Here is a 13,928-nt window from a genome sequence, read left to right on the forward strand (position 1 = left end):
GTGTGGGCTGGCTTTTGCATGCCCAAAACGCTGCGGAAGTTCCACATACTGGATTCGTTTTTGCTGTTGAGAGTAAAAAAGGATGTGCCACAAAACTTACGTTTTGCGACACATCCTTGATTTCGGTAGATATTCTGCGATATCTTCATAAGTATCCACTGGCCTGATTATCCTGTATCTCACCTTCCGGGGATTAGAGCCGAAATACTTTGACGATATAATCTATACAGAGAGCTTTGAAAAGTACCATTTCAAGGCCACCATTGCGGCACGAAACCGCTATCTGATGGATCAGTCCCCGCCTATGCTTTGTGCTATGTAACGCACAGTTGCGGCGGGGCGGCGCAGACATACAGGAGGGCAGAGAAAAAGAAATTACAAATTAAAATCGCTCCGACATCAGTTTATTAAAACAAAAGGCGGCGATTTATATTTCAGAGCAGTCAAAAAAGTGCCCCTATAGCAACAAGAATGCAAGAGCTATTGCGCAGGAAGATTGCACAATATTGGATGACATGATAAAATTATACTGTCGAAAATTGCAATATGGCGATTAGCAATCTACGTTTTGCAAAGAAGGGATCGGCCTATGAAGTTTTCAGGTGTTACGCAGGATGTTCAGCAGCTCTATGATTTAGATAAATCTTTTTGGACATCTTCTTGCGAATATGAGGAATGGGATTCTGCGGAGAAGTTATGCTATTTACTCTTCTCGCTTACTCCCTTGATTGGTGAAGTATGTCTTCCTCAAGAACAATATGAGGAGTTTTCTAAAAAGGGGCGCGAACTTTTCGCAAAGCTGCTGCAAAACACAGAGCAGGCCCTTCCGTTATTGGAAAGACAAATCCTATCCGCAGCTGTGGTTTTTCATGTGCAGCAGGCCGATGATGAAAAATCAGAGGACGATGAAAACAGCGATCACCTTTGGGATTATATTTTAAAAAAGCTGGAGTTTTCGGAAGGGTTTTGCGGTGTCAACAGGTCAAAAGCATATCATATGCTGCGTGATCTGGTTCAGGGAACTCTCCGGATTTCAACAGACCATGGGAAAAAATACTATAACACCATAAAAATGCAGGCTTTGGCTCCAGCGTCTTCAATCTCTGAACTCTTCAATATCATTTACCAGTTTTATAAGAAAAACCTGGAGTGCCAATATGACGAGGCAGAAAATGCCTTTCAGATTTTATCGCAGAATATACAAAAGAAAATCATAAGAGCAGATGGTTCAGATCAGATCAATCTTGGATCAAGCGTCTGGGCGCTAAAATCGAGTCTGAAAGTTCTGTTTCAGTACCATCCAGAGTATATGGCCGCAGTTTGCGACGCTATTGCCAAAAAGATTGATCTATATTTGCGGGGAGATGACCCTGGATTTTGTGATTGTAACCGGTGGGATGTTTTACTACAAAAATGGTTCCAATCGAAGACAAAAGAAGAATGGGATAATATGCAGCGAGTGCGCGCCAGACGTGTTCGCCAGAAAATTATCACAACAAAAGAAGCTATACGGCCTCAGTATTTAATGCAAGACGAAGAATTGACAATCCGTTTGCCACATATTCGTCTGCCTGAAATTACACATCCACCTGTTGCCCGCCTATATCAAAATGGCCGTGTTGTTGCACAATTAAGGATGTCTGTTTACGGCGACCCTATGTGTTATACAACGCAAGAATTTACTTTTGAACTTGACCAACTCCAAGGAATCAGTTTCAACGACCGCTTTGATTTTCAAGTAGAGATTATTTGCGGCGGTAGTGTGCTCTATGATTCTAAAACGCTGTTATTCAGACAATATTTTGTCTTTAATGAAAATGGATATGAGAGCCTCCCATTCAAATGCCAGAATGGAAAGGCACGAATTGTAGCTCCTGCTAATGCGGTAGTAAGGATAATCGACGCAGATGACAACTACCTTGATGAGTCGGCTGATTTTCAAATATTTCAAGTATCTCTGCTGTCGGCGCAGGAAATCTGGGTAAATGATGTAGATATTCTTGCACAAGAGGATTCTAAGGAGCTATCAGTACATGGATACTGCATCCCTGAATCGGTAAAAGGAGCGGTAATCATTTCCGGCGAAAAAAGGTATCAAATCTACGATAGAGTTCCTACGCTTCACGTGGTGCTTGGGGAAAACACTTCTGCTAAAAACTTTCGTATTTTCATTGACTCAACACCGCATTCCCTCTACGAGTATATTGGCGAGAAACATACTGGAGAGATCGATTTACCTGCGGCAGCACGCTTTTGCCATCGGATACAAATTGTAGAATTCCATACGGGCGAAGTAATGTTTGAAACTACCTACATTATTTTGCGTCAGTTTTCTGTCTGTTTTGCTAACCCGTACTACTTTAACCAGGCTTGTACGGGAGATGTCACGGTTAAATACAGCGGTGGAACATATACATATTCATTTGCGCTATTGGAGGATCAGGATATGGTACAATTCCCTTTGCTTGGAAATGGCCTTGACATATCCGTGGATGTGCCCAAGATCAATATAACGGCAAATGGAGAAAATGTGCTGTATTGGCCTGAGAAAAAATGGCATGAGGATATCTCGCAGGATACTTTTATCAAAGTGAGCCGGCCCGCAGATCTGCAAATCGATCTTGTTTTGGGAGACAAATTTATCCCCAAAACCCGCCGGGGCAACGCGTATGAAATTGGAAATTTAATCTGTGCCATTGAGCGAGAGACCGCTTCCATCCCCTTTGGTGCATTGATCCGACATGAGGGTGTGGTCGATGAATTGAAAATTGCGGAGATCTATTTTCTTCCAACTTTCTTGTCCTCGCCCTTGGTTCGGGAAGATACGCAGATCATATGGCAGCCGGAAGATCGATTCATCGGACCGGACAGGCCGGTTTTTGCGGTTGAATTGGACAATGATTTGACGGATGATCCGTGGACTTACAAACAGCTTTCTGCAGGGAAGGCATTTGAAAGAAACTTTTCATGCAGGCCGGGCCGTTATGAATGCCGAGTGTTTCTGGAACCGGATGATGACAATCCCTTTGCCATAGGGAATCGCCGTCAGCTGGTATGGGAAGAGAACTTTGAAATTGCAGAAGCACCAGAAAAAAGGTTCGAAGGGGAATGCGTTCGCCTATTAAAAACATGGTTTTGGTCATATGAAACGCGGAAGGTTGAAGTGGCGAAGATCCACTATAACGATGCGGTCATCTTTGATATTGATTACATTGGAACGAGTGACTTTGACGGAGAATTTGATTCTCCTGTTCCTGCATACGAGGGAATACTCTGCTTCCGCAGTCCCGACCAAAAGTGGAATTATATGAACAATGACCCAGAAAATGAGCAGTATGAAAATGTTAATCCAGTTTCTTTCTGCATCGTACATGGGAACCGCGTGAAAGTATTTAACGCCGATGGAGATCTATTGCAGCTGGATGCAATGGTATATACGGAAACGGGTTATGTGCGAATCAAAAACAGGAAATGGGACTGCACAGTAGAAGAAGAACGCAGCCGTTTTCCCATTGCCGATGAGTTTGCATTTAGAGAGGAAGATGATGCATGAATCGATTCGATCCTATTTTGGCGTCTGACAATATTAAGCAGAGCTATGTAGACTATATTACCACCAGCTTTGATTTGGCAGATAAAGATTATGCTAAAGAACTGCGGGCGCAATTAGTACAAGAAGGTTTTATCGCCAAAGGGCCGTACCTGGATGTGAGTGGTTCTTATAAGACCGGTGAAAGCCTGTCTCAGTTAATGGAAGACGGTGTTGCAAGCAAATTATTTGCAGGACTGGAACCTGTGGAAGAAAAGAGACGGGAACTGAAGCTGGAGCGTCCTCTATATCTGCACCAGGTGGAGGCGCTGAAAAAAGCCGCAGCAGGAAATAATCTGGTTGTTACTACGGGAACGGGTTCTGGTAAGACCGAGTGTTTTCTGCTTCCCATTGTTCATTCCCTTCTAAAGGAGAAAGAAGCCGGGACATTGACCGCAAAAGGAGTTCGGGCGATTATTATTTACCCGATGAATGCGCTGGCAAACGACCAGATTAAGCGAATGCGTAGGCTGTTGCGGAGTTATAAAGATATCACTTTTGGGCTTTATAACGGCAACACAGAATATAAGAAAGGCAAAGCTCATGAGCAGTATTGCAAAAATAGTATCAATGCAGAATTTCCAGAACCTCTTGCCAACGAGATCCTTTCCCGGGAAGAGATGCAGGAAACACCGCCGCACATCCTGATTACAAACTATTCGATGCTGGAATATATGCTCCTTCGCCCTAAAGATGATGCGGTATTTTCCAGCGCCAAACTTCACTTTGTCGTTTTGGACGAAGCCCATATTTACAAAGGAACAACAGGCATGGAAACATCCATGCTCATGCGTCGTCTGCGGGCCAGGATCGGCAGCGGCAGCGTTCAATATATTTTGACAAGCGCCACCCTGGGAGGACAAGATGCCAACGCGGATATCGTCAATTTCGGAAAAAATCTTTGCGGCGTGGAATTTTCTTCTGGAAACATTATCCGATCTCAAGATGCCAGCCCTGCCATGAAAGAGCGGTTGGAGGTCCCTGTTTCTATTTTTAGAGAAATCGCGGAGAAGCAGTTGCCGCTGCATGAGATATTTTCAAAATACGGGATAGCAGATTATGTTCCGAATGGAGATGAAGATGAAAAAATCTATGAGTTCTTGCTTCACTGCGATCTTTTTTATCGTTTTCGTGTGGCAACAGAGGCGCCGAGGACGATTGATGCGATCCGGAAGCTGTTGGGTATATCCAAAGAAGAACTGATTGATTTTGTGGCAGTCTGTACTGCAGCGGAGAAAAATGGCACCAGTCTCATCAAGGCAAAGTATCATTTCTTTGTCCGGGCATTAGAGGGCGCCTATATCACCTTGGGAAGCCCTAAAAAACTCTATTTGAAACGCAGAGAGCGCAACGAGCAAGGACAGGGCGTGTTTGAAATCGCAGTTTGCCAGGATTGCGGCCGGATCGCGCTTGTTGGCAAGATGGAACATGGCCAATATCAGCAAGTATCAAGAAAAACAGAGCAAGATCCCAATGACTGCGACTTCTTTCTCTTGTGGGATGATGCGTCATTAAAAGATATGAGTATTGAAGACGCAGAAGGCGATGCATTGGAAGATCAGGGTGAAAATGATTTTGTAATTTGCACGCGTTGTGGTGCCATGGGTACCAAAGCAGATGCATCTTTGTTTAAGATTTGCGATTGCGAGAATGCAGAGTATATTCCTCTTAAGCGTGTCAATCGGACAAAAGAAAAAAAGATTGCAAAATGTCCAGCTTGTGGATATGGTAACTTCCGCAGCTTTTATCTTGGCTCGGATGCAGCCACGGCAGTCCTTTGCACAGAGCTGTTTGAGCAGTTGCCGGAGGGAGAAGTAGTGGCTCCCAAAGAGTACCCATCAGAAGAATCAGCCCAATTGGCGGATGACCCCTTTGCCCAGCTGAGAAAGAAAAAATCTCCAGAAATCAAGCGGAAGGCCAAGCAATTTCTGTGCTTTTCTGACAGCAGAAGCGAAGCGGCATTCTTTGCAAACTACATGGAAAAGTCCTATCAGGCGTTTCTCCGTCGTCGCGGGATTTTCCGCGTTGTGAAAGAAATGCGGGAAAACGGCGAATATTGCTTGTCAGTCAGGGCATTTGCTGACCGATTGACCAGAGTGTTTGAGGCAGAGCATTCCTTTGATTTTTGGGATCCAGATCAAAAACCGGATAAGGATATCTTGCATGCTAACTCCAAGCAGAATGCTTGGATCGCACTGTTTGATGAACTATTTAATGGGAGGAGATCCACAAGCCTGAGTTCCATGGGGATTATAAGCTTCGAATATATGCGCAACGATCCCGGATGGAGTGGCGATGAGATCTCAACACCGGATCTGCCTGCCCATCTGAACCGAAGATATGGCTTGTCCATAGAAGAAGGGCGGCACTTGCTGGAGTTGCTTATTTTGGATGCCTGTTATACGGGTGCCATCGATGGGGGAAAATCGGTGACTCTTAATGCCAATGAAAGGGAGTATATTTTCTATACGGAGTATGAGAAAAAACTGGTAAAGTGCAAAACCAATGATACTGCAAAAAGCCATTTGGTGGGATGGGCGGCGAGGACGCGGGAAAGCGGGAAAAGCAAGTATTATCCAAACACCCGTCTTTCCAGGCTTTGCCAAGCCACAGGGATGTCGGAAGAAGAGGCCAATGAGTTTTTAATGGGATACTGGTTAATTTTGGGAGGTGGAAACAGTTCGGAAATCAGTATCAATATTGAGGATTTCCGCATCCGTTTAAATTGTGATCCAGAAGTTCATACCTATCGGTGCAAAAAGTGCGGCCGTATTACGGTTCACAATGTTAATGGAAAGTGTTCCATGGTTCGCTGCGACGGCCAATTAGAAGAGATTGACCCCGAGCAATTTTACGCAGGCAACCATTACATGGCGCTCTATGATAGTGAAAAGATGCTTCCTCTTCAAATGAAAGAACATACGGCGCAGCTCTCACGCAATCGTCAATCGGTATACCAGGATGCCTTTGTAAACGGAAAAATCAATGCGCTCAGCTGCTCCACCACCTTTGAGATGGGCGTTGATGTGGGTGGACTGGAAACAGTCTGCATGAGAGATATTCCGCCCAGCCCATCCAACTATGTACAGCGGGCAGGTCGGGCAGGCCGAGCCTCTCACACGGCCGCTTTTGTAATGACTTATGCGAAACTCTCTTCCCATGATTTTACCTATTATGAGAATCCATCAACCATTATTTCGGGAAAGATTAAAGCACCGCATTTTTCTTTGGAAAATAAGAAGGTCATCTATCGTCATATTTTCGCAATCGCTTTAAGTGAGTTTCTTGCTCAAAACAGCGATGTATACGACGGAGATAATGCAAACATATTCTTGAATGAAGACGGTTATGAGAGACTTGTTGCGTTCCTCAGTAAACCGAATGAGAGGTTGAAGGAATTAATAAAAAAGTCTGTTCCAGCCGCGATGCATGAGACAATGGGCATTAATGACGGCACATGGGTTGAAGAGTTAATCGGTGAAAACAGGGGTATTTTGTCCGAAGCGGTTGAATTGCACCGTGAAGAGGTAAAAAAACTTGAAAATGAGTTAAAGAAGATTCAAAGGACAAATCCAACGGAGTATAAGAGCCTCGATTTTGAATTGCGGCGTATCCGCTGCGGTCGTGATGATCGATTTAAACGGAGTCTGATCGATTTTTGGACAAGAAATAATGTACTGCCTAAATATGGTTTCCCCGTAGATACGGTCGAGCTGCAAATTGCCGGTAAAAGAACAGGTACCAGCAACGAAGACCTTACCTTGGCCAGAGACCTTCAGATGGCGATTGCGGAATATGCCCCTGGCTCTGGTGTGATTGCGGACGGAAAGCTGTATACCAGTCGATATATTCGGATGGAGTCAAAAACCAGAAAAGCGGCTTCGAGAGGATATTTTGCCAAATGTCCCCATTGTGATCAAATAAATTATACAGATGATCCATTGGCCCGCCGAAAAGTAAAGGATTGTATTTCATGTGGTGAAAAGATTCCCGTAAAACGCTGGTGGCCTACTTTTGAACCTCGTCTCGGATTCATAACTGAAAAGGCGGATGCGCCAGATGCTCCTCTCAAACGTCCTGAAAGAGATTACAGAACGGATGATTACTATGTTGGAGATCCTCAGCACGATATTATTAAGAGAAGGCGTTTCTCCTTCGATGGTATGGAAGTGGAGCTTCAGTCTACGGCTAACGATTCGCTCGTGGTAATAGGCTCTGAAGAACACACAGTTTGCCCGCTTTGCGGTTGGACAAGCGATGCAAAAGCTCCGTTGAAACTGAAACATAAGACATCGTGGGGGGCAGAATGCAGCTATGAAGGGCCTGGGAGCCCGTATCATTTATCCCATGTGTTTAAAACGGATGTTGTCCAAATCACCTTTTTCATATCCGAGGCAGCGGAATATGAAAAGATCCTCTCTGTAATGTATGCATTGTTGGAGGGCCTTTCCAGAGAACTTGATATTGAAAGAACGGATTTAAAGGGGTGCTTGCATCTAAAAAATTGTAACGGTCGACTTCTGTTTTCCATCATTCTTTATGACGCTGTGGCCGGTGGTGCTGGGCATGTTCGCAGATTAGTAACAGATGATGGAAAGGTTTTTTCCCGGGTGCTTCACTCTGCTTACAAGGTGGTTGCAGACTGTGATTGCGAGCCCTCTTGTTACCGGTGCCTGCGCAATTATTATAATCAGCGCATACATGACCTACTGAATAGAAACGCCGCAAAAGTGTTTTTAAGCCACTGGTTGGGAGATCCTTCTGTTGTAGAAATTGAAGACGAAGTCACGGATATTGCCGGCTGTACGAATAACGAAGATGAGATAATTGAAATCCTGGGTGACAGTTATGTTTGGAATGACTATACCTCTTGGAGTGATGCTTTTACTGTATGCGGATTTGATTTCGCGGCCCCGTCAAAATGGGACGCAGAGGAGGTTGACAAGGATTGTTTAATTATGCCAACAATGCGTTGTGGCGCAGAGGCATTGGAGCCTTACCTGGTTTGGGAGCAAGCGAAAGTCGCCATTTTTGACGAACTCCCCAATCAGTACTTAAAGCTGTTGCAAGACCAAGGCTGGCACATAGTGGATACATCAATCTCCGTATATGAATTGAAGGAGTTGTTGAGAGAAAGGGACTAACGGCTATGGCAATCATGATTCCTGGAATGGAAACAAAAGAGGACTTCAATTTCAGTGGAGGAGAACTTCTCCTCTATGAACTTTTGCAGCAACTTCCCGATGATTACTATGTTTTTCATTCAACACACTGGAATGAACAACGCCGAAGGAACGAATACTCCGCAAGAAAGTATGTTCAGTGGGGGGAGGCGGATTTTACCATATTTCATCCGTCCTATGGCTTTATTGTTTTTGAGGTGAAAGACGGTTTGATTTCCTTTAGCCGAGAAAGGGGGTGGATTCAGACTAACCGCAGTAATGGGACGGACAAAACAATAGACCCGATGGATCAGGCTGAACGCAGCAAATATTATTTTTTGGATCGGATTAAAGCCCGGTTTGGTGGCCAGTCTCCGTATACATTCTGTTCTGCCGTGTGGTTTACTGCCGGTGATCGTGCAAATATTGAAGGCAACTTGCCTTTGAATTATAAAGAGGAGATTGTCCTTTGGAGTAACGACTTGCAGTCAGTAGCAGCTGCAGAAATGGCAATCCGACGAATATATCGTTTCTATGATGTGCGAAAAGTTGAGCCGTCTGAAGAAATGACTTCTAAAGTGCTTGATACATTGACTCCGGAATTTGGGGTAGTTCAAACAATGCGTAGCAGGACTCTGGCTGTAAAAGCATTGTTCCGAAGAATGACTACAGAGCAAATGTACTTGCTGGATTATCTTGAGGAGCAAGAAGAGGCGGCAATTCATGGTGTCGCTGGAACGGGAAAAACAGTTTTGGCGGTACAAAAAGCTAAGAGTTTGGCCCAAACGGATCGTGTCCTATTCCTATGTTTTAATCGTTTTTTGAAGACTCATCTCGAAGAAACTTGTCCCGATTCGACCAGTATTTCGTTCTTTACTCTGGATGGCCTTGTCGGTGCCTTTACAGGCGCATTTAGCCAATCTCCTGATGAACGTACGGATGCAATTTCGGAGTTTCTGATGGATTGGGATGAATATGAGTTGCCATTCAAACATATTGTTGTCGATGAAGGACAGGATTTTGCGGATATACACCTGCAATTGCTGCATGATATTGCGCAGGCACATCATGGTAACTTCTATGTTTTTTATGATAGAAACCAGTTTGTACAAGGATTACGATACCCAGAGTGGCTTGATAAGATGGACTGCAGACTGGTTTTATCAAGAAATTGTCGTAATACAAAAGAAATTGCTATTACATCCACAAGGCCCATTGGAATTGATGAAAATCGAATTAGAATGAGGCGTGAAAGCACAGTTGATGGTGTGATAAAACCAAATTTGTTCTTTGTCGAAGACAAGTCGACTCTCAAAGAATATCTTGGCAGACTTATCCGCAAGTATATTGCGGCTGGATTAGCTGGGACAGATATTGTTGTTTTGTCCATGAAGCCCGAGGGAAAATCCATACTCACAGAAGGGGATTTTCAATTACCTGGGAACTGCATACTGACAAAGAGTCAGAATAACAACGGTATATTGTTCACGACAGTTCGCAAATTCAAAGGTCTTGAAGCAATGGCAGTCATATGTATTGATATTGATAGCGAAACTTTTGAAAATGATAGAAACCGCAATGTTTTTTATGTAGGGACCTCTCGGGCTATGTCGTATCTCGACTTGATTACGACTACCTCGCCAGAAGAACTTGCTGCAACTATTACCGGTAACGACAGCTATCATAAGCGCCCGCAAGCAATTAAGGCTATACGAGATTCTTTAAGAGTAAAAATGGCCTCCGAAAATGACCTTTAAGCATTAATATATGCATTATTATGGTTTTCTTGTGTGAAACCGGATAATAATCTGAAAAGTTTTGGGTGTTGGGTACCAGTGAATAGATGCAGCGGAATGTTTCTCTATGCTATGACAAACAGATGCCCGGCTGTGCTCGCTGTCTGCGGGGCGTCATTGTACACTGGATGAAGTAAATGCAGGCTGCTCTCACCCACGGTGACCGGTCCATTAAAGCAGATTTCTCCCATACTGTGTTCTGTTCCAAGGAGCACAGTGTGGGAGTATCTATGATGCAGTGCAGACATCGGGCCATCTTGGTATTACCCCCGACCGGGCGGTGAACTACCACTGCGACAGTGAGGGGACCCGCCTCAACTACGAGGTGGTGGGCCAGGCTGTGGCCGCTGTCCGGTGCAGTGCGCCCCTGGATGCGCATTGGAAGGACGCCATCGAGGAGGACTTCCGCAAGCGGCAGAAGAAGGGACGGCGGTAATCTGCCGTCAAAACAGATGAGGGGCGGAGGCCACACCTCCGTCCTTCATCGATGCTTGGAATATGGGGAGCGGTTGCTACGAGAAATTAAAAAACTTTAGAATTTCCTCTTGACTCTGACGCTCCGTCAACTGGTACTATATTTCCAAGGAGGGATATCTATGGAGTATTCCATTCAGGAACTGTCGCGCCTGTCCGGGGTGACCACCCGCACCCTGCGCTGGTACGACCAGATTGGCCTGCTGAAGCCCAGCCGGGTAGCGGAGAGCGGCTACCGCTATTACGGTAGGGCAGAGGTAGACCGGCTGCAGGACATTCTCTATTACCGGGCCCTCGGGGTGGAGCTGGCCCGGATCAAGGAATGTCTGGACGATCCCTCCTTTGACCGTCTGGCTGTCCTGCGAAACCACCTGGCCGCTTTGGAGGCGGAGCGGGAGCGGCTGGAACAGCTCATCCGGTCGGTGAAAGACACCGTCGGAGCGGAAGAAAGGAACGAGATCATGAGCGACGAGCAGAAATTTGAGGCGTTCAAGCAGCGCACGGTAGCCCATAACGAGGAAACTTACGGGGCGGAGATCCGCGCCAAGTATGGCGACCAAGAGGTGGATGAGGCCAACGCCACAGTGATGAACCTGACCCGGGAACAGTACCAGGAGTGGACGGACCTGGGCCGGGAGATTCAGGAGCGGCTGGAGGCCGCTGTTCAGGCCGGGGTGTCTCCGGAGAGCCAGGAGGGCAAGGAAATCTGTACTCTCCACCGCCGGTGGCTCACCACCACCGGAAACCGGTACGACCCGGTCAGACACCGGGGAATTGCGGAGCTCTATGTGATGGATGAGCGATTTACCGCCTACTATGACAAACAGGTACCCGGCTGCGCCCGCTTCCTGCGGAACGCCGTGGTCCACTGGGTAAAATAAGAATGAAGCAGGCCCCGGCTTTTTTTCACCGGGGGCCTGCTCCTATTTCCTGTTCGGTTTTCGTTTAATGGCCAGCAACCGAATGAAATCCTCAAACAATGAAGTGTCCACTGGCTCAAACATCAGCCATTTTCCATCGTGGTAAGTTGGCGTTTCATCATAAGTGTTTTGAACTTCCGGAACGTAATGCTCTTTGTCGTTCTCGAATTTCAAGCGCTCATCCTTGCCCAAGATGACCATAAACCCGATGCAGTTTTCTCTGGCATAGAGTGCGCACAGGGTTTTGCCGCCCCGGCGGTATTTGTACTCATAGGTCCATGCCTTCCCACCGCTGCCCCACAGGCGCTCCATATCATATTTCTCGTCAATCAGGGCGCATAGTTGCGTCCAGATTTCATATAAGGGTTTCCCCACTAAAGTTGTCATCTGCTCCGTGCTTGGCGCGATCTCAGGCATGACAGCCGCCTCCTCGATTTACTTCTTTTCCACCGGGATCCAGACCTCGCAGTAGTAGTCCCGATCCTGGGTTCCATCCTCAAACTTGCTGGTGTCGCTGTACAGCTCCACATTGATACCCGCAGCGATCTTGTAGTCAGGGTTCGTGGGCAGCCACTGGGAAAAGATCTTCTGGTTTAGTCCCTGAAGCGCCTGAGGCATCTGACCAGTGCAGGGGAATACCGCCCAAGTATGAGCCGGAATGGTGCGGGTGGTGAAGCCGTCCGGGATCTCCTTGGCGGGATCGTAGTTGTCGGCGATGAGATATTCAAATTCATTTCCGCCCATACTCTCATCCAAGTTGATGCCGTACATGCCGCACACTGCCTTGCCGCCTCCTGTACCGAAGTGCTCCGCCCAGAACTGGGGAACCTGGACCACGGCATCCTCATACTTGAAGGTCTTTGCCCGGCAGAGCACCGTAAACGACTCTTTTTTCATAATCTTACAATCCATGTTTTGACCACCTTCCAATGTCACTTTGATCCGAAGCGGAGCAAAGGAACGGACCGCGCCTCCGCTTTTTCGCAGTGCGGCAGGTGTGAGGCCATGGAATCGGGTAAAGGCTTTGGTGAAGCTGTCCGGCGAGTCATAGCCGAACTCCAGCGCGATGTCGATGATTTTCTGGTCCGTCGTGAGGATCTCCAGCCCGGCGGCGGAGAGCCTGCGCTGTCGGATGTAGTCGCCCACCGTCATGCCGCACAACATAGCAAATCCCTTCTGAAAGTAGAAGGGGGACAAGGCCGCCTGATGTGCGATCTCCCGGATGGTCAGATCCTCCCGGAGATGTTCCTCGATATACTGGATCGCCTGATGAATGCTTGTTACCCAATCCATTGGTCACACCGTCCTTCTGGATTCAGCATATCGGAAAGGAACGGACTTTGCCCGATTTTCCGTGCTCATATTTGTCCGGCGGCGTTGTCACAGCACGGCTCTTGGGACCGATCTTCCGGGAAAAACCTTATGCTTTTTTCCTCGTCAAGAAAACGCCGACCAGTGCCACAATCAGGGCCAAGGGCGCCAGACGGACAAAGCCCCATTCAAAGACGTGGATGGCCACGCCCATGACGGCAGTTTCTGGGGCACTGTAATCCCAGCCCAGGTAAGGGCTGTTCACCACGGCCAGAACTGCGGCGACGGTCAGGATGCCCACGCACACCGCGATGAACAGCCAGTGGACGGCCGAGCGCCGCATGGCCTTTCTCCGGGCAAACTGCAAATTGATGATCTCCAGCTTTTCCGAGAGGGCTTTGACGGCATCTGCCTCCGACTCCACCACATTCCCTCCAAGCAGCGTGCTCACGGGTGTCTCCAGGGCCTCCGACAGGGCAATGAGCAGATCGGAGTCCGGGACGGACAGCCCCTGCTCCCATTTTGAGATGGTCTGCCGCACTACATTCACCTTGACCGCCAGCTCCTGCTGGGAAAGACCCTTAGATTTCCGGATGGCTTTGATGTTTTCATTGAGCATATGGGCTCACTCCTTTCGCTCCCCATTGTAGGCAAAGCGGCCCGTTGCCGCAAGCAA

7 protein-coding genes and 1 pseudogene are annotated in these 13,928 nt (G+C 47.0%); 5 read left to right on the forward strand and 3 right to left on the reverse strand.

Annotated elements, in window-relative coordinates:
* Positions 1-589: 589 nt before the first annotated feature.
* From B5F98_RS05570 to B5F98_RS05590, 5 genes and pseudogenes are all read left to right on the forward strand, one after another.
* A complete protein-coding gene (locus tag B5F98_RS05570) occupies positions 590-3,553 on the forward strand; it encodes a hypothetical protein (RefSeq protein ID WP_087370224.1) in 2,964 nt (987 codons plus the stop codon).
* Positions 3,550-8,733, forward strand: coding sequence for a DEAD/DEAH box helicase (locus tag B5F98_RS05575; RefSeq protein ID WP_087370226.1), 5,184 nt, complete (start codon positions 3,550-3,552; stop codon positions 8,731-8,733). Before B5F98_RS05570 ends, B5F98_RS05575 begins: the two co-directional genes overlap by 4 nt.
* Positions 8,734-8,738: 5 nt before the next feature.
* Positions 8,739-10,508 carry a nuclease-related domain-containing DEAD/DEAH box helicase gene (locus B5F98_RS05580; protein WP_087370228.1) on the forward strand — a complete coding sequence of 590 codons (1,770 nt, stop codon included), beginning with the start codon at positions 8,739-8,741 and terminating at the stop codon, positions 10,506-10,508.
* A 271-nt stretch (positions 10,509-10,779) separates the two neighbouring features.
* Positions 10,780-10,983, forward strand: a pseudogene (locus B5F98_RS05585) (hypothetical protein); the annotation flags it as partial.
* Positions 10,984-11,143: 160 nt separating this feature from the next.
* Positions 11,144-11,902 (forward strand): MerR family transcriptional regulator, encoded by a 759-nt coding sequence (locus B5F98_RS05590; protein ID WP_087370230.1) that lies wholly within the window; start codon positions 11,144-11,146, stop codon positions 11,900-11,902.
* 42 nt (positions 11,903-11,944) lie between these two features.
* Here B5F98_RS05590 and B5F98_RS05595 read toward each other — a convergent pair whose 3' ends face one another.
* From B5F98_RS05595 to B5F98_RS05605, 3 genes are all read right to left on the reverse strand, one after another.
* Positions 11,945-12,358, reverse strand: a complete 414-nt coding sequence (locus B5F98_RS05595; protein WP_087370232.1) for a DUF3788 domain-containing protein — start codon at positions 12,356-12,358, stop codon at positions 11,945-11,947.
* A gap of 18 nt (positions 12,359-12,376) precedes the next feature.
* Positions 12,377-13,234: an AraC family transcriptional regulator gene (locus B5F98_RS05600; RefSeq protein WP_087370234.1), complete on the reverse strand. Its 858-nt coding sequence runs from the start codon at positions 13,232-13,234 to the stop codon at positions 12,377-12,379.
* A 127-nt stretch (positions 13,235-13,361) separates the two neighbouring features.
* Entirely contained in the window at positions 13,362-13,871 is a 510-nt protein-coding gene (locus B5F98_RS05605) for a helix-turn-helix transcriptional regulator (RefSeq protein WP_087370236.1), read from the reverse strand.
* Between the last annotated feature and the right edge of the window lie 57 nt (positions 13,872-13,928).

This window comes from Pseudoflavonifractor sp. An44, from assembly GCF_002161675.1.
Classification (GTDB): domain Bacteria; phylum Bacillota; class Clostridia; order Oscillospirales; family Oscillospiraceae; genus Enterenecus; species Enterenecus faecium.

What these genes read in the sequence shown, in the direction of transcription:
- B5F98_RS05605 (WP_087370236.1), bottom strand. Translation starts at nt 13,871, where the DNA reads ATGCTCAATGAAAACATCAAAGCCATCCGGAAATCTAAGGGTCTTTCC.
- B5F98_RS05590 (WP_087370230.1), top strand. Translation starts at nt 11,144, where the DNA reads ATGGAGTATTCCATTCAGGAACTGTCGCGCCTGTCCGGGGTGACCACC.
- B5F98_RS05600 (WP_087370234.1), bottom strand. Translation starts at nt 13,234, where the DNA reads ATGGATTGGGTAACAAGCATTCATCAGGCGATCCAGTATATCGAGGAA.
- B5F98_RS05575 (WP_087370226.1), top strand. Translation starts at nt 3,550, where the DNA reads ATGAATCGATTCGATCCTATTTTGGCGTCTGACAATATTAAGCAGAGC.
- B5F98_RS05580 (WP_087370228.1), top strand. Translation starts at nt 8,739, where the DNA reads ATGGCAATCATGATTCCTGGAATGGAAACAAAAGAGGACTTCAATTTC.
- B5F98_RS05595 (WP_087370232.1), bottom strand. Translation starts at nt 12,358, where the DNA reads ATGCCTGAGATCGCGCCAAGCACGGAGCAGATGACAACTTTAGTGGGG.
- B5F98_RS05570 (WP_087370224.1), top strand. Translation starts at nt 590, where the DNA reads ATGAAGTTTTCAGGTGTTACGCAGGATGTTCAGCAGCTCTATGATTTA.